This window comes from Acidimicrobiia bacterium (genome assembly GCA_036271555.1).
Taxonomy (GTDB): Bacteria; Actinomycetota; Acidimicrobiia; order IMCC26256; family PALSA-610; genus DATBAK01.
In genome coordinates, this window is the sequence record DATBAK010000083.1 from 42,635 (window position 1) to 61,544 (window position 18,910).

16 protein-coding genes are annotated in these 18,910 nt (G+C 70.5%); 7 read left to right on the forward strand and 9 right to left on the reverse strand.

Annotation, left to right across the window (positions count from 1 at the left end; all coding sequences use genetic code 11):
• Positions 1-6 precede the first annotated feature (6 nt).
• The 4 genes from sufB to VH914_18545 all read right to left on the reverse strand — a co-directional run bounded on the left by sufB (position 7) and on the right by VH914_18545 (position 7,994).
• On the reverse strand, positions 7-1,401 hold the full coding sequence (sufB, locus tag VH914_18530; protein ID HEX4493205.1) for a Fe-S cluster assembly protein SufB: 1,395 nt from the start codon (positions 1,399-1,401) through the stop codon (positions 7-9).
• A gap of 133 nt (positions 1,402-1,534) precedes the next feature.
• A complete protein-coding gene (locus tag VH914_18535; protein HEX4493206.1) occupies positions 1,535-4,516 on the reverse strand; it encodes a UPF0182 family protein in 2,982 nt (993 codons plus the stop codon).
• 57 nt (positions 4,517-4,573) lie between these two features.
• Positions 4,574-6,640: a DivIVA domain-containing protein gene (locus VH914_18540; GenBank protein HEX4493207.1), complete on the reverse strand. Its 2,067-nt coding sequence runs from the start codon at positions 6,638-6,640 to the stop codon at positions 4,574-4,576.
• Between the two features lie 184 nt (positions 6,641-6,824).
• Entirely contained in the window at positions 6,825-7,994 is a 1,170-nt protein-coding gene (locus tag VH914_18545; protein HEX4493208.1) for a S16 family serine protease, read from the reverse strand.
• Between the two features lie 226 nt (positions 7,995-8,220).
• On the opposite strand from VH914_18545, the gene VH914_18550 reads away from it, so the two are divergent.
• Genes VH914_18550 through VH914_18560 form a run of 3 tightly spaced genes read left to right on the forward strand, consistent with a single transcriptional unit; the run spans position 8,221 to position 11,563 of the window.
• The gene (locus tag VH914_18550; protein HEX4493209.1) at positions 8,221-9,273 is read left to right on the forward strand and encodes a class I SAM-dependent methyltransferase; all 1,053 of its coding nucleotides are present in this window, start codon (positions 8,221-8,223) and stop codon (positions 9,271-9,273) included.
• Positions 9,270-11,165 (forward strand): glycosyltransferase, encoded by a 1,896-nt coding sequence (locus VH914_18555; GenBank protein ID HEX4493210.1) that lies wholly within the window; start codon positions 9,270-9,272, stop codon positions 11,163-11,165. The genes VH914_18550 and VH914_18555 overlap by 4 nt, the downstream gene beginning before the upstream one ends.
• 11 nt (positions 11,166-11,176) lie before the next feature.
• Complete coding sequence (locus VH914_18560) at positions 11,177-11,563, forward strand: hypothetical protein (protein HEX4493211.1); 387 nt, start codon at positions 11,177-11,179, stop codon at positions 11,561-11,563.
• A 9-nt stretch (positions 11,564-11,572) separates the two neighbouring features.
• Here VH914_18560 and VH914_18565 read toward each other — a convergent pair whose 3' ends face one another.
• The gene (locus VH914_18565; protein HEX4493212.1) at positions 11,573-12,283 is read right to left on the reverse strand and encodes a hypothetical protein; all 711 of its coding nucleotides are present in this window, start codon (positions 12,281-12,283) and stop codon (positions 11,573-11,575) included.
• Positions 12,284-12,396: 113 nt separating this feature from the next.
• On the opposite strand from VH914_18565, the gene VH914_18570 reads away from it, so the two are divergent.
• Both VH914_18570 and VH914_18575 read left to right on the forward strand, forming a co-directional pair.
• Positions 12,397-13,719, forward strand: a complete 1,323-nt coding sequence (locus tag VH914_18570) for a glycosyltransferase (protein HEX4493213.1) — start codon at positions 12,397-12,399, stop codon at positions 13,717-13,719.
• Between the two features lie 64 nt (positions 13,720-13,783).
• A complete protein-coding gene (locus VH914_18575; GenBank protein HEX4493214.1) occupies positions 13,784-14,281 on the forward strand; it encodes a hypothetical protein in 498 nt (165 codons plus the stop codon).
• A gap of 12 nt (positions 14,282-14,293) precedes the next feature.
• Here VH914_18575 and VH914_18580 read toward each other — a convergent pair whose 3' ends face one another.
• Positions 14,294-15,049, reverse strand: a complete 756-nt coding sequence (locus tag VH914_18580) for a class E sortase (GenBank protein HEX4493215.1) — start codon at positions 15,047-15,049, stop codon at positions 14,294-14,296.
• Positions 15,050-15,100: 51 nt separating this feature from the next.
• On the opposite strand from VH914_18580, the gene VH914_18585 reads away from it, so the two are divergent.
• A complete protein-coding gene (locus VH914_18585) occupies positions 15,101-15,784 on the forward strand; it encodes a HEAT repeat domain-containing protein (GenBank protein ID HEX4493216.1) in 684 nt (227 codons plus the stop codon).
• Positions 15,785-15,892: 108 nt separating this feature from the next.
• Here VH914_18585 and VH914_18590 read toward each other — a convergent pair whose 3' ends face one another.
• From VH914_18590 to VH914_18600, 3 genes are read right to left on the reverse strand one after another with little or no spacing between them, the layout of a single operon-like run.
• On the reverse strand, positions 15,893-16,906 hold the full coding sequence (locus VH914_18590) for a rod shape-determining protein (GenBank protein HEX4493217.1): 1,014 nt from the start codon (positions 16,904-16,906) through the stop codon (positions 15,893-15,895).
• Complete coding sequence (locus VH914_18595) at positions 16,899-17,090, reverse strand: hypothetical protein (protein HEX4493218.1); 192 nt, start codon at positions 17,088-17,090, stop codon at positions 16,899-16,901. The genes VH914_18590 and VH914_18595 overlap by 8 nt, the downstream gene beginning before the upstream one ends.
• Positions 17,078-17,569, reverse strand: a complete 492-nt coding sequence (locus VH914_18600; GenBank protein ID HEX4493219.1) for a molybdenum cofactor biosynthesis protein MoaE — start codon at positions 17,567-17,569, stop codon at positions 17,078-17,080. Before VH914_18600 ends, VH914_18595 begins: the two co-directional genes overlap by 13 nt.
• Before the next feature lie 142 nt (positions 17,570-17,711).
• On the opposite strand from VH914_18600, the gene VH914_18605 reads away from it, so the two are divergent.
• A complete protein-coding gene (locus VH914_18605; GenBank protein HEX4493220.1) occupies positions 17,712-18,905 on the forward strand; it encodes a trypsin-like peptidase domain-containing protein in 1,194 nt (397 codons plus the stop codon).
• Positions 18,906-18,910 lie beyond the last annotated feature (5 nt).

Sequence of the window (18,910 nt, forward strand, 5' to 3'; positions counted from 1 at the left end):
CGGCTCTCAGCCGACCGCGCCTTCCATGTTGAGCTCGATCAGCCGCGACAGCTCGACCGCGTACTCCATCGGCAGCGTCTTGGTGATCGGCTCGATGAAGCCGTTGACGATCATCGCGGTCGCCTGCTGCTCGGTGAGACCGCGCGACATCAGGTAGAAGACCTGGTCGTCGCCGACCTTCGACACCGTCGCCTCGTGACCGATCTGCGCGTCGCGCTCGTCGATCTCCATGTACGGATACGTGTCGGAGCGTGATTCGTCGTCGAGGATCAGCGCGTCGCAGCGAACGTGGCTCTTCACGCCGTGCGCGCCCTCTTCGACCTTGACGAGGCCTCGGTACGTGGTGCGGCCGCCGTCCTTCGAGATCGACTTCGAGTCGATGATCGACGTGGTCTCGGGCGCGACGTGCGTCATCTTGGCGCCCGCGTCCTGGTGCTGACCCGCGCCCGCGTACGCGACCGACAGCACCTCGCCGTGCGCCTTCGGACCCGTGAGCACGACCGCGGGGTACTTCATCGTGAGCTTCGAGCCGAGGTTGCCGTCGATCCACTCGACCGTCGCTTCCGTCTCCGCCTTCGCCCGCTTGGTGACGAGGTTGTAGACGTTGGGCGACCAGTTCTGGATCGTCGTGTACCGGATGCGCGCGCCGGGCTTCGCGATGAGCTCGACGACTGCGGAGTGCAGCGAATCCGACGACCAGATCGGCGCGGAGCAGCCCTCGACGTAGTGAACCGACGCACCCTCGTCGGCGATGATCAGCGTGCGCTCGAACTGGCCCGCGTTCTCGGCGTTGATGCGGAAGTACGCCTGCAGCGGCATGTCGACGTGCACGCCGGGCGGCACGTAGATGAACGAGCCACCCGACCACACTGCGCTGTTCAGCGCCGCGAACTTGTTGTCGCCGGGCGGGATGACCGTGCCGAGGTACTCGCGCACGATGTCGGGGTACTCGCGCAGCGCGGTGTCCATGTCGCTGAACAGCACGCCCATCTGCGCGAGGTCCTCGCGGTTCTTGTGGTAGACGACTTCGCTCTCGTACTGCGCGGTGACGCCGGCGAGGAACTTGCGCTCGGCTTCGGGGATGCCGAGACGCTCGTACGTCGTCTTCATCTCCTCCGGGAGCATGTCCCAGTCGGAGACCTGCTCCGTCGTCGGCTTCAGGTAGTAGTAGATGTCGTCGAAGTCGAGGTCGGGCATGTTCGCCGAGAACCACGGGAGCATGGGCTTGCGCTCGAACCGCTTCAGGGCGTTGAGCCGGAACTTCGTCATCCACTCGGGTTCGGACTTGGCGTGCGAGATCTCGCGGACGACGTCCTCGTTGACACCCTTTTTGGGGGTGTTGACGTAGGTCGACGTGTTGTCGTGCCAGCCGAGCTTGTACTTACCGAGGTCGATCGTCATCGGCTCGTCCTCCTCGTTCCCGGGCGGAGGGGGCGTCGCAGAGGTCGCGGCCCGGGAATTTCCACTACGGCGATAGTAACAAACCCTCCTCCACCCACCAAACGGCGTGGAGACGGGCGCGCGCGGTGCGGCGCTACGCCGGCGGCAGGGTCGTCGTGGTCGTCGTCGAGGACGTCGTGCCGCCCGCCGACGTCGTGGGCGACGTCGATCCCGGCGTCGTCGTCGCGGTCGACGACTCCGCGTCGAGCGCGACCACCGCCTGGTCCACGAGCGTCTCGGCGGCCTGGATGTCCTTCGCGTACGTGTCGAGGTGCCCGGCCTTCAGCGCGGTGGTCGCCGCGCTGAACTTCGTCTGCGCCTGCGCGAGGAGCTCCGCGACCGTCCCGGTCGCGGCTGGTGGCGGCGGGTTCTCGTTGCCGGTACCCGGGTTCTGCGCGGTGTTCTTGCCGAAGAGCTGGTTGAGCGCGTCCGGCATCGACGTCGCGAGCACGGCCTTCTCTCCGTACGCGACCGCGACGTACCGGAAGCGCGGGAACGTCGCGCCCTCGGTCGTCGAGACGTAGACGGGACGCACGTAGAGAATCGAGTCGCCGACCGGGATCAGCTGCACGTCGCCGCGCACGACCGAGGAGCCGCGCTGGTCGAGCAGCGTCAGCTGTTTGGAGATGTCCGGGTTCGAGTCGATGTTCGTCGCGGCCTTCGACGGCGACGGGATGTCCTTGTTGTCGGGCGTGTCGTACAGCACGAGCTGGCCGTAGTGCTTGCCGTCGGAGCGGGCCATGATGAACGCGGTGAGCACGTTCGCGTTCGCGGCCGGCACGTAGCTGCGTTCGAGCACGAACTCCTGTTTCTGCTCCTCGCCGAGCTTCCCGGGGAGCTGCATCATCAGGTAGAGCGGATCGATGCGCGGTCCGGTCGTCGCGAGCTGCGTGCTGCGCCCGCCGTTGTTGCCGCTCGACGCCGCGGTCACCGGCGTCGTCGAACCGTCGTCGGTGCCGTTCGGCGCGGGAGCGACCGACCAGAGGTTGCCGGCGCGGTAGAAGTCCGACGCGCTCGTGAGGTGGTAGCGCTGGTACTGCTCGGTCTGCGCGCGGAACATGTCCTCGGGGTACCGGAAGTGGTCACGCAATGCCTGCGGGACCTTCGAACCGGACGTGAACATGTCGGGGAACGCCTTCTCGTAGGCGCGGATGATCGGGTCCTTGCTGTCGATCACGTAGAAGGTGATCGTGCCGTTGTACGCGTCGACGGTCGCTTTCACGGAGTTGCGCACGTAGTTGAACGTGCTGTCGAGACCGCTCTTGCCGCTCACGCCGTCGGGGTGCAGTGACTGCGAGTACGGGAAGCGGTTCGTCGTCGTGTAGCCGTCGACGACCCACTCCACGCGTCCGTTGATCACGACCGGATACGGATCGGCGTCGAGCTTGAGGAAGGGCGCGGCCTTCTGCACGCGCGCCGACACGTCACGCAGGAACATCACGCGCGAATGCGAGTCGACCTGGTGCGAGATGAAGAGGTCCCAGCTGCCGAAGTTGAGCGCGAGCGCAGCCTTGCGCAGGAAGCTCGAGACGACGACGCCACCCGAGCCGTCGTAGCGAACCGTCGAGTCGTCCTGGCTCGCGGTCGGCTGGTTCTCGCGCTGCTTGCTGTCGACGATGCTGAAGCCGTGCAGCCCTTCGCCGTAGTAGACGCTCGGCTGGTCGATCCGGAGCTCGTCGGACTCACCGGTCGGCGGGATGTCGGAGAGCAGGTAGTCGGGTGACGTCCCGTCGCTGCCGACCGCGTTGCCCGCGACCGCGGCGGCGCCGTAACCGTGCGTGTACACGAGGTGCTGGTTCAGCCACGTCGAGTTCGGCACCTGCGACGAGTTGAGCTCGCGCACGGAGATCTCGGTCTCGAGCTCCTGATCGCCGATCGGGTAGCGGTCGAGGTCGAGGTCGGAGAACGTGAAGTAGGGCCGGAACTCCTGGTTCTGCTGGAAGTTCGGCCTGAGCTGGTCGGGATCCCAGAGCCGCGTGTTGTCGAGCGTCTGCGCGCTCGCCTGGACGACCTTCGGAGTGAGGTTCTCCTGGTAGTCGTACTTCTGGGTGACGATGTGATCGATCCCGAACGCGTATCGCGTCGCCGCGATGTTGCGGCTGATGTACGTCTGTTCCTTCGTGAACTCGTTGGGCTTGACCTCGAAGCGTTGGATGTACGCGGGGTACGCGGTGCCGACGACGATCGAGATGAAGCCCCAGAGCCCCACCGCGATCACGGGCAGCACCCAGCCGCGCCGGCGGATGTTCACGATGAACAAGACCGCGGCGGCGACCGAGATCACCATCAGGAAGTTCAGCGCCGGAAGCTGCGCCTTCACGTCGGTGTAGGTCGCGCCGTCGACCGCGCCGCGCGCCGAGAACACGAGCTGGTAGCGCGCGAGGTAGTACTGCGCGGTCTTGATGAACGCCATGAGGGCGAGGATCACCGACAGGTGCATCTTCACCTGCGCGGTGACGCGCTGGAACGGCGTCTGCAACCGGATGCCGCCGTTCACGTAATGGAACACCGCGGTGACGAGCAGCACGAGCACGAACGTGACGAAGAGCCACTGCGACACGAAGCGCAGGAACGGCAGCTGGAAGACGTAGAACCCGATGTCCTTGTGGAACTGCGGGTCCTTCATGTGGAACGACACGTGGTTGCGGAAGAGGATCCACTCCGACCACTGCGACGAGACGCCGCTGCCGACGATCAGCGCGAAGAAGGCCGAGATGACGACGCGGATGCGCCCCGCGTACGGCGCGACGTACGAGCGGTAGCGCTCGACGATCTCGTCCTCCGGGCCCATCGCGCGCGTTCGTGGCGCGAGGCGGTCGGCGATGATCAGGTTCACGAGCATCAGCACGAAGAAGAACAGCGTGAAGACGATCGAGGGCACGAGCTTCGCGGCGATCAGACCGCGCCAGGTCGGGGAGAACCCGACCTCGTGGAACCAGAGGTAGTTCGTGTAAAAGCCCGCGAGCCCGCGCAGGCTCGCCAGGATGATGATGATCAGGACGACGGCGGCGATCAGCCACACGCGGAAACCGAGCGTGCGCCGTCGACGCCCTTCCTCAGCCGGGGGTACCCGCATTGCGGCGCATGCTATGCGGCCGCGCGCGCGCGACCGTGTCGGCGACCGAGAAGCCGATCAGACGCTCGAGTCGGCCTCGGCGGCCGCGAGGTCGACGGTGTCCTCGGCCGCGCCGGTCACACCGCAGCGACAGCCCGCGTGCGCGGGCGGATGCACCTGCCCGGTCGGGAAGCCCTCACCCTTCGCGGTCGGCTCGAGCGCGTTGTCGGCACAGTCGGGGCAGCACCCCGCCGGCGGTGTGCGCCACGTGAGCTGCGTGCCCTCGGGCGCGGCGTCGTAGTGGCCGCGTGAATAAGCCGCGACGAGCACGTCGTCACTCGATGCCTCCGCGGCGCGGTTCTTCCACTCGCGGTAGCGCGCTCCGATCCGCTCGGCGACCTGCGCCGACGTCTCACCGGGCTCGTGCGCGGTGTCGATCGCGGCGACGAGGCGTTCGCGGAGCGGCTCGATCATCGTGCGCGCCAGCTCGGTCGCGAGGTCGTCCGGAACTGCGAGACCGGGCTGCTCACCGTGCTCGTTGCGCGCGGCACGGTACGCCTCGGACGCCGCGCTCGTGATGACCGCGGCCCAAGAGCTCACCTGCGCGTCGACCTCGGGCAGCACCGCCGTCGCGGCGGGACGACCCTTCTGCCGGCGGATCTTGTCGAGGACCTCGTTCTGCTCGTTGCCGACCGCGAGCTTGAGCTGACGGACGAGCCGGGGTCGCAACGGCGCGAGCGCGGTATCGCGCGCCGCGAGCCAGTCGGGAAGGTCGGCGGTGACGTCCTCGGCGCTCGGCGGCACGGCGGGGACCAGCGCGGCCTGATCGATCGGCGTCGGCGTCGGCGTCGCCGCCTCCGGCTTCGCAGCCTTCGCAGGCGGCTCGGCGGCTGCGGCGGCGGTGCCGTTGGCCTCGGCCTCGGCCGCTCCGGCCCGGAGCCGGGCGAAGACGTCGTCGACGTCGGGGAGCGTGGGCACGGGCTCGGGCTCGGCGACCGCCTCGGTCTCGGCGTCCGCGGCCTCGTGCGCCGGGGCCTCGTGCGCCGGGGCCTCGTGCTCCGGGGCCTCGTGCTCCGGGGCCTCGGTCTCGGCGGCCGGCGCGACCGGGTCGACCTCGGGCTCCGTATCGGCCTCGGCTTCCGGGGCCGCGGCTTCGGCCTCCGGCGCGGGCGCCTCGGTCTCCGCGACCGGCTCGGGCTCGGACACGAGGTCGGGTCCGGAGTCGGTCGCGGCCTCCGAGCCGGACTCCGCGGCGGCTTCGTCACCGATACCGGCGGCGCGCGCTTCCTCGGCTTCGCCCGCGAGCGTCTCGGCGAGGTCGGTCGGGTCGGGGCCGGTCGCCGTGCGCCCCGCGCTCGCGTGCGCCTCGACGCGAGCCAGCGCGTCGGTCGCCTCGACGAACGTGCGCTTCACGACGCGATACGCGTCGAGCAGCCCGTCGCGTCCCGCGCGCAGCTCTTCGAGCTGACCGGTGAGCAACTCGCGCCGGCGCGCGAGGTCGTCGATGATGCGCTCGCGCAGCGCGGTCGCCTCTTCGACGAGCCGCGTCCCGCGGGCGCGCGTCGCTTCGAGCTCGGAGCGCGCTTCGCGCTCGACCCGCGCGCGCAGCTCCTGCGCGAACCGCTCCGCCGAGTCGCGCACTTCGATCGATCGCTCGTCGGCGACGCGCAGCAGGTCGGTCGCGCGCACCTCGGCCTCTTCGAGCAGACCCTGCGCGACACCTTCGGCCTCGTTCGTCTTCACGCCGAGCACGTCGTCGGCATCCTGACGGATGCGGCGCGCGACTTCGTTCGCGTCGTGCACGACGCGCGTCGCGCGCTCCTCGGCCTTCTGGCGGATGTCGGCCGCGGCCTCACGCGCCGAGCGCAGCAACCGCGTCGTCTCCTCGCCGAGCACCTCGAGCAGCTGTGCCTCGTCGAGCGGCGGGGGTGTGCGCAGGCGCGCCTCGAGCTGCTCGATCTTCTCCGTGAGCTCGTGCTCGCGCTCGCGGCCCGCGACGAGATCCTCCGACACGCGCTTGAGGAACGAACGGACGTCGTTCTCCGAGACACCGCGGAAGGCCGTCGGGAACGCGCGCGTCGCGACTTCGTCCGGTGTCAGCCGGGGGGTGCTCGAGATGCGTTGCCGGCGTTCGTTCTCACTCACGGTGCTCGAGTCCCTTCGTCGCGGCGGCCGCCCGTCGCTCGCTCGCGTGCAATCCACCGTTGCCCGCCCGCGAGTACCCGGTCGCAATGCTCGCTCGTCGCGGCACGGCGCGGCGACCGAGTGCGTCGCTGAACGCTCACCTGCTCTATCACCCGCCTCAGTATCGCCAACGAGGCGACATCTGTCACGCAGAGATGCCGGCCTTCGGCGGCGCCGGCAAGGGATCGCCGCCCGCCTTGCGCAGGGCCGCGAGCGCGTCGTTCAGGGTCTTCACCCCGACCACCGGCATCGAACCGGCGCGTGACCGGGCGTCTTTCACCTCGTCGGACGGCACGATGAACAACGCGGCGCCCCGGTGACGCGCCGCGACGGCCTTCTGCCCGACGCCGCCGACATCGTCGACCTTCCCGTTGATCTCGATCTCGCCGGTGACCGCGACCATCTTCCCGCCGGTGAGGTTGCCGGGCGTGAGCTCGTCGAGGACCGACAGGGTCATCGCGAGGCCCGCCGACGGGCCGCCGATGTCGCGCGTGTCGATGTTCACGTCGATCGGGAACTTCAGCGGCTCCGCGAGGAAGACACCGATCACCGCGTGACCCTTGTTGTCGGTCCCGGCCCGCAACGTCGCGGTGTGGTGCGCGCCCGAGCGCGTGTACCCGACGGTGAGGTCGTCGCCGGGATGCACCGACTTCATGATCGTCTCGAGCGAGTCGGGCGTCGTGACCTTCTTCTTGCCGACGCTCGTGATGATGTCGCCGGCCTGGAGCACGCCGGCCGCGGGCCGCCCGCCGATCACGGCCAGCACCCGCGTCTGCGGCTCCGGCGTGACGCGATAGCCGAGCCGCCTGAGCGCCACGTACTTGGCCGCATTCTGGGAGTTCGCCATGTCGGCGACCGCTTCGGCATCGACCTCCGCGGGATCGACGCCCGGGCCGGCGAACTGCTTCGACTTCACGAGGTCGATGTCGGAGTCGAGCGAAGCCTGGAGCCAGCGCCACGCATTGATCTCCGAGCGCTCGCGCACGAAGAGCAACATGACCGAGCCCTTGGGCGGATAGCGGCGCGCGCCGTGCACGGTCACGAGGCCGTTGACGTCGAGCGCGTCACCCGGCGCGATCGTGTAGTACGGCAGCCGGACGAACGACGCCACGACGCTCGCGATCACGAGGATCGTGCCGATCGTCCCGAGGATCCACGGCAGCTTCCGGCGCCGGTGCGGGGGCGGCAGCGGCCACGGCGGAGACTCGGGGGGCGCCGAGTACGGCGACGGCGGCGGCGAGTACGGCTCGGCCGCCGGCGCATACGGGGACGGCGGGACGGGCGGCACCTCGCCCGTTGATTCGTCGTCGTTCACGCTGCGAGCCGTCTCCGTTGTGCCGGTCCGCGCCGGCGCGGGCCGCCGAGGGGACGACCAGATTGGCACGTCTCGCGGCGAACGCGGCCGCGGCGGCCGCACACAACGGCCGATCAACGGGCCCGAAGCTCCAGCATCGAAGCCTGCGGCGTCGGTATCGTTCGCACGCGCGACGGGCGGGCGAGACCGAGGACCACGACCGACGACCGATTCGCAGGAGCGTTCCGTGACGATCGAGCCCGAAGCGGCTTCGTATTCCGTCGAACGCTTCGTGCCGGGCGACGGCGGCCCGATCATCGCCTACGAGCACGTGCATCGCTACGCCGCGTGTGCCGACGTGGTGCGCGGCCGGCGGGTCCTCGACGTCGCCTCGGGCGAGGGCTACGGCGCCGCCCTCCTCGCGCGCACGGCTGCGTCGGTGACGGGAGTCGACATCGACGACGCCGCGGTGAGCGCGGCCCGGGCGCGCTACGGCGGCGACGGCCTCGAGTTCTCGCGGGCCGACATGTACGAGCTGCCGTTCGGCGATGGCTCGTTCGACGTCGTGACCTGCTTCGAGGCCATCGAGCACGTCGACGCACCGGGTCGCGCGCTCGACGAGATCGCGCGCGTCCTCTCGGAAGACGGCACCGTCGTCATCTCGACGCCCGACAAGGCGGTGTACTCCGACGCCGCCGACTACGAGAACGAGTTCCATCTGCACGAGTTCTACCGGGACGAGTTCTGCACCGAGCTGAACAAGCGGTTCGCGTTCGTGACCTTGCTCGGCCAGCGCACGCGCGCGGGATCGGAGCTCGTCGTCGTCGATCCGCGCGTCGCGGACGCGCCGCCGACCGTCGACTACTTCCCCGACGCCGGAACGACGGTCTCGCCTCCGCTGTATCTCATCGCGGTGTGCCGCAACCGCGAACTTCGACGGGGCGCGCCGGACGTCCGTCCGGGTGTGCTCCTCGACGGCACCGACGAGCTCGTCGACGGATACATCGCGGCCGTGCACGCCGCGATGGCGCCCGACGCGCAGGCCGCCGCGCGGCTCGAGCAGCGCGACCGCGACGTCGCCGACTTGAACATCGAGCTCGTCGGCGCGCGCGCCTACGCCGCGGAGATGAGCCGGCAGTACGAGATCGCCGCCGCAAAGGGACAGGCGTTGAGCGACGAGCTCCTGCGCGTGACGCGGGAGTCCGAGCAACGAGCCGTGCACCTGCTCGCGGCCGAGGACCAGCTCACCGCGCTCGGGCACGGCGCGCGGGAGCCGGACCCGACCAATCCGTCGTCATGATCACGCGGGCGCGCGTGTTCGCGCACCATCGCGGCAACGTCTACATGCGCGAGATCGCGACCTGGATCGTCGACGGTCTGCGCGCGCTCGACGTCGAAGCCGAGCTCGAGAACCTGGGGCTCCCCGGCCAACGCCACGACGCGCTCGACATCGTCGTCGCGCCGCACGAGTACTTCCACTTCGAGTCCGCAGGCGCGGCGTTGCTGCGCAGCACCCTGGCGCGCTGCGCGCTCGTCAACACGGAGCAACCCGGAAGTCAATGGTTCGACGGCGCACTGCCGTATCTCGCGATGGCGGGCGTGGCGTGCGACATGAACCCCGTCGGCGCCGAGGCACAGCGCGCGCACGGCATCGACGCGATCGAGCTGCGACTCGGACTCGTCGCCGGCCACGAATCGTCCCTCGGTTCCGACGGCGACAAACCGATCGACGTCGTCTTCATGGGCTCGTCGACGCCGCGGCGCGAGGCGATCCTCGCCGGCATGGCCGATGTGCTCTCGACGCTCGAGTGCCGGCTGCTGCTGTTCGACGCCGCGAAGCCGGTCGAGACGAACGGCGACGCCCACTTCGTCAGCGGGGACGAGAAGTCCGATCTCCTTGCGCGCACGCGTGTGATGCTCAACATCCATCGCAGCGACGGCACCGGCTACTTCGAGTGGCACCGCGCGCTCCCCGCGGTCGCGAACGGCGCGGTGATCCTCACCGAGCCGAGCGAGGACACGAAGCCATTGCGGCACGGTCTGCACATCGTCGAGGCGCCGACCGCCGATCTGTCGGCGTACCTCGTCGGTCTCCTGAGCGACGAGGACAAGCGGCGTTCGATCGCGCAGGCCGCGCGTTCGCTCCTGCGCGCCGACACGTCGTTCGCGCGCGGCCTCGAGCAGACGCTCGCGCGCCTCCGTTCGTTGCAACCCACGACGGCCGACACGGTTCCGGCAACCGCGCGCTCGCATGGTCACGTCGTCGTGATGGAACGTGTTCGCCGGCACCTGCAACCGCGGTCGGGCAGCGCGGTGCCGATGGTGCCGCCGCTCGACGAGCAGGACCGCGTGCGATTCGCGCTCAAGCGGTCGCTGCTGCAGCAACGGCAGCTGATCAACCTCGTCGCACGCGACGCGCCGCGTCCGGAGTCGGCGGGCGTCGGCGCGACGATCGCGACGCCGTCGGCAACGCACGGCCCGGCTCCCGACGTGACCGTCGTCGTGCCGCTCTACAACCACGCGGGTTGGGTCGGCAACGCGATCCGCTCGGCCGCGAGCTCGGTCGGCGTGCACGCCGAGATCGTCGTCGTCGACGACGGCTCGACCGACGAGTCGGCCGCGGCCGTGCAGAGGCTCATGGACGAGCATCCGGCGATGGCCGTGCGCCTGCTCCGCCACACCGAGAACCGCGGCCTCGCGGCGGCGCGCAACACCGGCTTCGCACACGCGCGCGCCGATCTCGTGTTCCTGCTCGACGCCGACAACGAGCTCAACGCTCACGGCCTCGCGCGATTGGTTCGTGGCGCGAACGACACGGAATGCGGCTTCGCCTACGGCGTGCTCGCCGCGTTCGGCGACGAATCACGGCTCGTGAGCTCGCTCCCGTGGGACGTCGAGCGGTTGTGTGCCGCGCCGTACATCGACGCGATGGCGTTGATCCGGCGGGCGACGTGGGAGCGCGTCGGCGGTTATTCGAGCGGCCCGGCCGACGTCGCGTACGGCTGGGAGGACTACAAGTTCTGGCTCGGCTGCGCGGCCGCGGGAATCACGGGCACGTTCGTGCCCGAGCTCGTCGGCCGGTATCGAGTGCGGCACGGCTCGATGCTGTCGGTGACGAACGTCGACACTCGCGAGATCATGCATTACTTCCGTCACGCCCATCCGGAGCTCCCGTGGCCCCGGATCTCCTGAAGGACGCGTCGATGACGACCACCGACTCCGACGTCACGACCGCGCCCGTCGACATCGAGCAGTGTCTGCTCGAGAACTCGGCGCTGCGCGGCGAGAACGCGGCGTTGCGCCAGGCGCTGCGCGTGAACGAAGCCGCGGCGAGCTCGTTGTTCGCGCGGCTGCTCGAAGCCGAGACGGAGCACCCGTGGATCGCCGACGCGCTGCGCCGCTCCGAGCAACGCGCGTCGGATCTCGAGTCGCAGCTCGCGAGCAGTGGATCGATCGCCGACCTCGAGCGGCAGACCGTCGCGCTCCAGCAGGAGATCGACCGGATCTACCGCACGCGCACGATGCGCACGGTCGCACCCGCGCGTCGGGTGTGGGGCACGCTGCGCCGGCTCGCCGGACGCACCGCGTAGCGCCGCGCCTTACCAGGGCGTCGTGTAGAGCCCCGATGTGGGGCGCTGATGGCTCCAGTGCGCGGGATTCGCGCGCACGCGCTCCGCGACGAAGCCCTTCCAACTCCACCTCTCGGTGAGGTCGGGGTGGTCGAGCGTGCGCTCGTCGGTGATCTCGAATCCTTCTCCGAGCAGCGCGCGCCGGATGAACGACGGCGTCATCGCCCAGATCCAGTGCGACTGGTTCACCTCGTTGACGTCGAACACGCGGTACTCGACCGAGTCGGTCTTCAGCGGGTACAGGTCGTGGTCGTTCGACCCCGGGAGATAGACGAGCAGGTTCTCGCGGTCGCCTTCGTCGAGACACGGCTGCGCGATGCACACCGCGCGCTCGACCTTCGACAGCATCAGGTTCAGCGTGTGCAGCAGCGGCGGTTGGTGCAGCAGGATGTCGAACACCACACCGACGTCGAACTGCTCGCGGATCGAGCCCATGAGGAATGGGTCGCCGAAGTCGCCCTTCACGAAGTCGAGCTGCGGGTTCGCCAGCCGGTGCTCCTGCCAGCGGGGCGTCTCGAGGCTGTCGACGAGCAGGGAGCGCTTCGAACCCCGCTCGAGCGTCGCGACCGTGTACAGACCGTCGACGCGATAGGTGTCGCCGAACACGATCGCGCTCGACATCGGCGCGACCGCGTCGAGCAGTGCGAGCTTGAACTTCACGAGCGGGTCGGACGGGTCCACGCGCGATCTCCCACGTCGTCGGCGCCGCCTTCCTAGTCGACCAACCGCGCGCTCGCACGCATCTCGATCCCACGGCCGCGGGCTCGGGCCGCGATACGGTCGGGCCTCCTGTGGTGGAGTCCCGTCTCGAGCCCTCGCCGCGGGCGACGGTCATCGTCGTCGGCCTGCGCGACGCGCCGCAGCTTCCGGCGTGCCTCGATTCGATCGCCGCGAGCGCGAACGACGTCGCGTTCGAGGTGATCGTCGTTCTCAACGACCCGCCGCCGGCGATCGCGACGGCGATCGAAGCGCACCGCGTCGGCGCGCGCACGTTCACGTTCCGCGCCAATCTCGGCTTCGGCGGTGCGGTGAACTTCGCCGCCGAGCGCGCACGCGGCGCGTACATCGTCCTGCTCAACGACGACTGCGTCGTCTCCGACCATTGGCTCGACCTGCTGGTCGAGACCGAGCAACTGCACGTCCGGTGCGCCGCGGTCGGGAGCACGCTCCTCGACCCGGACGGCACGCTGCAGGAGGCCGGCGCCGTGTTGTGGTCGAACGGCAGCACCTTCGCACTGGGCGGCGAGCACGACGCGCACGGCATGCGGTTCGAGCGGCGGGTCGACTACTGCTCGGGCGGTTCGTTGCTCGTGCGCAAGGACGTCTGGGATCGCCTCGGCGGGTTCGACGACGCCTTCTATCCCGCCTATTTCGAGGACGTCGACTTCTGCCTCCGCCTCGCGGCGGCCGGCTGGGAGGTCTGGTACCAACCCCGTTCGATCGTGTCGCACGCGCGCTGGGGCAGCAGCGAGCCGACGCTGCGCGAGCTGCTCTGGCGGCGGGCGCACGCCGCGTTCGTCGAGCGGTGGTCGACGCTGCTCGCCACGCGCGAAGCGGAGGGCGACGTCGAGCGCGCGGTGTGGAAGGCGATGGGCGAGCCGTTCCGCGTCCTCGTGATCGGCGACCGCCTTCCGAACGACGGCGCGGGGCCGGCGCGTCCGCGAACGCGCGACGTGTTGACCGCGTTGGCGCGTGGTCGCGCACGTCACGTCACCTTCTGCGCGACGGTGCCGGCGGCCGCGCCGCGGTGTGGCTCGGACGTTCGCGTCGTCCACGATCTGGAAGCGCACGTGTCGACGCCGGGTGTCGAGTTCGATGCGGTCGTCGTGACCCACCCGCACGCCGGTGACGCGATCCGCGCCGTCATCGACCGGCACGTCCCCGACGCGCATCGTGTCTACGAAGCATCAACGCTCTATCACCTGCGGCTCGGATCGCGCATCGAGACCGAGCCGGACGCGCCGCGGCGGGCGACGCTGCTGCGGGAGCTCGCCGTGCTGGAGCGACTCGAGCTCTCACTGCTCCAGTGGGCCGACACGGTCGTGAGCGGTCCCGACGTCGACGATCAGCAGGCGGAGCAGATCCGCCGACTCGCGCTCGCCGCGTCGCGCGCCTGACACGCGATCGCGCGCCGGGGCTCTGGCACGCCGACCACGGGACGAGCCGATAACGTGGCCCCGCGTGGGAGCGCGTGACGATGTGGGAATCTGGCAACCCGCGGGCGCGCAGAGCGAAGCCGAGCTTCGCGACGCCGTCGCGCTTCTCCAGACCGAGCTCGCCGAACGCCTCGAGCGCGAGCACGTCCACGAGGTCGAGATCGGCTACCAACGCCGCGAGCTCGCGCTGCGGTTCGAGTACCAGGCGTCGCTCGAGGAGCGGTTGCGCGAGTGCGGCGAGCAGATCCGTCAGCAGGACGAGGCCGGGCTGATCAGCGCGGATCGCCGACGTTTGGCCGGCGAGCTCGCCGACGCGCAGCAGGAAGCCACGGTTGCGTGGGCGGCGCGCGATCAGGTCCAGGCGCAGCTCGACGCCGAGCGGTGCCGCGTCTCCCATCGCGCGGTGCAGCGGGCCGTCGCCTGGCTCGAGCGGCACCGGGTCGTTCGGGCCGCCGTCAAGGGAGCGGTGCGGGTCGTCACGACGCGCAGCAACGTTTCCGGGACTCCACCCGCGGGCTCCTGATCCGCAGCGGGGTCAGGTCGTCGCGACGATGCGGTCGAGCACGCCGGTGGTGACGAGCCGCGAGGTCGCGCTGCCCTTCGGGTTGCAGGTGAACAGCGTCACCGTGCGACCGGCACCCTGGTTCTTGATCCAGAGCGCGTCGTCGCCCACCACGAAGACGCGGGCGACCTTGTACACGTAGGTCCAGCCGTTGAGCATGGCGAAGTCGATCTCGTCGCCCGCGTGCAGACGGTCGGTGTCGAGGAACGGGTGGGTCTGCGTCGTGCGGTGCCCGCCGAACACGGCGTTGCCCCAACCGCCCGGCATCGCGGTGCCGGGCCAGTGCCCGGGACCGTGCGCGAAGGCGGCCTGATCGACCCCTTCGAAGATCGGCGAGCTGAGCCGGAGCGCGGGGATCCCGATCGTGCCGATCTGCGCGACCGCGCGCCGCGCCCACGGGTTGTTCGGCACGGCCGCCGGAACCGGCAGCTGCGCGCCGACGGGCAGATAGCGCGCCGGCAACATCTTCGGGAGCACGACGTGCTTGCGCGCCGCACGGCGCGTGTGCTGTGCACGCGCGACCGGCAACGGGTCGTCGCCGTTCAGCGACGCGTGGGCGGCGACGATCTGCGCGCGATCCGCGCCGACCGTCGTCAACGACGACGCGTGCGAAGTGTGGTGAAACGCGGGCGCGCCGTCCCACTCGGCACCCGCCGCACCGACCAGCGACGCGGTCCCGGCAACCAAGACGATCACCGAGAACGTGCGCAGGGCCCGGTCGCGAATCATCATCCTCCTCCATCGACAGCTCGGGCTGCGGCTGTAGGTTTCAGGGGCACGATGGCCGTTCCACCGGAAGACGGTGTTGAAACGCACGCGTCACACGACAACGCGCGAGAACGAGCGGCCGAAGCGGCGTCGAAGGGACTGGGACCCCGCCTCGACACCAACGGTACGCGCGCGTTGCTCGAGGCTGTCGAGTCGGACCCCGACGCGCGCGTGCGCGCGACCGCGCTCGCGGCGCTCGTTCGACGCGCGCCGAAGCCGCGCGCGCGGGTCGCGTGGCAACACGCGGCGCGGGACGACGACGCGTCCGTTCGATTGCGCGCGGTTGAGCTTGCCCCACTGCTCTCCACACCGTCCACGCGCGCAACATTGACGGCCGTCGTGCTCGTGTTGCTCGACGACCACGCACCGCTCGTCGCGGAGGCGGCGGCGTTCGCGCTCGGCGAGCTCGGTGCCGCGCGCGCGTCAGACGTCGACGTCGTCGACGCGCTCGCGCGCGTCACCACTGGCCACGACGATCCGCTGGTGCGTGAGGCCGCGGTCGCCGCACTCGGCTCGATCGGCGACGACCGCGCCCTACCCGCGGTGCTCGCGGCGACGCGCGACCGTCCCGCGATCCGCCGGCGCGCGGTGCTCGCGCTCGCGGCCTTCGACGGTCCCGAAGTCGAGGCCGCGCTCACACGCGCCCTCGAAGACACCGACTGGCAGGTCCGTCAAGCCGCCGAGGACCTGTCCTGATGGTCGCGCTCGCTGCGCTCGCCGCTCCGAGGCGCGAGATGGGAGCAACACGAGGCCGCCCTGCTCGCTCCGCTCGCGGGCTCAGCCGCTCACGGCTGCCGGCGCGTCTTACGTCCTCGCGTCCGACCGGGCCATGAACATCTCCTTGAGGCTGTCGAAGCTCTCGAGGCAACGGCCGGCGCCGAGGACCACGCACTCGAGCGGCGCGTCGACGAGGTGCACGGGCAGATCGGTCTCCTGCGCGATGCGCCGGTCGAGACCCTTCAACATCCCACCGCCGCCGACGAGGTGCACGCCGTTCGCGATGAGGTCCTGCGCGAGCTCGGGCGGCGTGCGCGCGAGACACGCGACGACCGCATCGCAGATCGCGCGCACCTGCTCCTCGATCGCGGCGCGCACTTCTTCGGGCACGAGCATGATCGTCTTCGGCAACCCGGTCATGAGATCGCGACCGCGCACTTCGGCCTTCCACTCCTCCTCGACCGGATACGCGGACGCGATCGCGAGCTTGATCTCCTCCGCGGTGCGCTCACCGATCGCCATGCCGTACTCGCGTCGCACGTAGGCCTGGATCGCGGAGTCGATGTCGAACGAGCCGACGCGCACGGCTTCGAGCGCGACGACGCCGCCGAGCGAGATCACGGCGACCTCGGTCGTGCCGCCGCCGACGTCGACGACCATGTTGCCGAGCGGCTCGTGGATCGGCAGCGACGCGCCGATCGCCGCCGCCATCGGCTGCTCGATCAGGTACGTCTGCGCCGCACCCGCGCGGCGCGCCGCCTCGAGCACCGCGCGCTGCTCGACGTGCGTGATCGCCGACGGCACGCAGATGAGCACGCGCGCCCGGTACAAGCGGTTGACGCCGGCGCGCTGGAACAGCAGACGGATCAGGCGCTGCGTGATCTCGAAGTCGGTGATCGCGCCGCCGCGCAGGGGCCGCACCGCGACGATGTAGCCCGGCGTGCGCCCGATCATCTGCCACGCGTCGTGCCCCATCGCGAGCACTTCCTGGCTGCGACTGTTCAGCGCGATGACGGTCGGTTCGTTGAGGATGATCCCCTGGCCGCGCGCGTACACGAGCGTGTTGGCGGTACCGAGGTCGATGGCGAGGTCCCTAGCCAGACCGGCGCGCTCCCCGACCGTCGGGACCTTCGGGTCCCGAGTCCTCCGGTCGCGGCGCGACCGCGCGCAACCCGCGTTGGAACTCGTCGATGCTCGCGTCCATCCCGGTGCGCGGACGGTTGCGCAGGACGACGACGGTGATGCCCACCGCGCTCGCGACGAGCACGAAGATCAGGAACTGCATCCGACGTCCCCTGCGAGCGCGCGGATCGGTTCCGCGTCCGTGCCCCAGTCGGAGCCTGCGGACCAGTGCTCTTGCTTCCAGATCGGCACGCTCGCCTTCACGCGGTCGATCGCGGCGTGCGCGGCCGCGAACGCCTCGGCGCGATGCGGGCTCGACACGACGACTGCGACCGCGGTGTCGCTGAGCGCGAGCCGCCCCAGGCGGTGCACGATCGCCACCCGGTCGATCACCGGCCACTCCTGCCGAAGCTGCGCGACGAGCTCGGCGAGTCGCCGACGCGCGGGCTCCTCGTACGCCTCGTAGGTCAGCGCGACCACGTCGCTGCGGCCTTCGGCGTGATCGCGCACGACGCCGAGGAACGCGACGACCGCGCCACAACCGGGCGTGGTCGCCCACGAAACCAGCGCGTCGAGCGGAATCGGCGCCTCGTCGAGGCCGATCCACTCGCGCGCGTCGGCAACCGGAGGCAGGACGGGCACGAAGGCCATTGTACGAACGAAGGGCTCGGAAACATCCAGCCCGACATGAAAGCGACCTCACGCGTCGAGCCGCGGTCTCCGGGAAACAAGCCGTCGTTACACTCCGGCCGGTGAATCCGGGTCGTCCCGACACCGCGGCGCCGTGAGCGTGCCGCCCCTCGACGACGGCGGAGTCGGCGACGACGATCCCGATTCCGCGCCGCCCGGCCCGCCACCGCACCCGATGGATCGCGTGTGGCGGCACCCGAGCGAGCTACCCGCGGACCCAGCGCCACCCCGCTCGGGCGCGGGCGCCTCGGTCGGCTCGACGTTGCGGCGCTCGATCCTGCTCTGCGTCGGCGCGGGCGCGGTCGGCGCGCTCGTCGCGGTCGGGATCCTCGCCGCCGCCGGGGCCTTCGACCAGCAGAGCGGGCCGGGCCCTGCGACCGCGAACTCGCCGCGCCCGACCGATGCCGTTGCCGCGGTCACGGCGCGCGTCGCCCCGGCGATCGTCGCGGTCCGGGTGACCACGAAGGACGGCAGCCGCACGGGATCCGGGGTCTGCATCCGCCACGGCGGTCAGGTCCTGACCAGCTACCGCCTGCTCGGCGGCTCGCGCTCCGTCGCGATCGTCACCTCCAGCGGCGCCACGCGCACCGCCCACGTGATCGGCGCCGACCCGTCGAGCGACCTGGCCCTGCTCTCGACGAAGGGCGACCTCGACACCGCCGACCTCGCAGCCGACCCGCTGCGGATCGGCGACCCGGTCTACGCCGTCGGCACCGACTCCGCGGGCTCGCCGTGGGTGAGCTCGGGCATCGTGTCGTCGCTCGACGGGCGGGTCACCGGTGACGGCACCACGATGAGCGGGCTCATCGAGATCGACTCGATCGCGGAGTCGTTCGCCGCGGGCGGCGCGCTCCTCGACGGCGGCGGCAACGTCGCCGGCATCCTCATGACCCCCGTGACCGGGCACCCGACCGCGGTCGCGGTGCCGATCGGGTTCGCGAGCAAGGTCGCCGACGGCCTGCGCGCCGACGGCCACGTCGACCACGGCTGGCTCGGTGTCGCGGGCCGGGTCGCCGGTGGTCACCTCGTGATCACGCAGCTCGCGAAGGGCGGACCCTCACAACGGGCGGGGATCAAGGTCGGCGACGTGATCGTCGCCGTGGACGCGGCGCCGATCGGCGACATGGGCGACCTGATGGCGGCCGCGCGCGGTCACTGGCCGGGCCAGCACCTCGAAGTCGTCGTCTCGCGCGATCGCAGCGATCTCTCGCTCTCGGTCAAGCTCTCGCGCATGCCGGTCCCGGCGACCACCGTCGCTGCCGCGACCACGACGACCAGCACCCCCTGAATCGT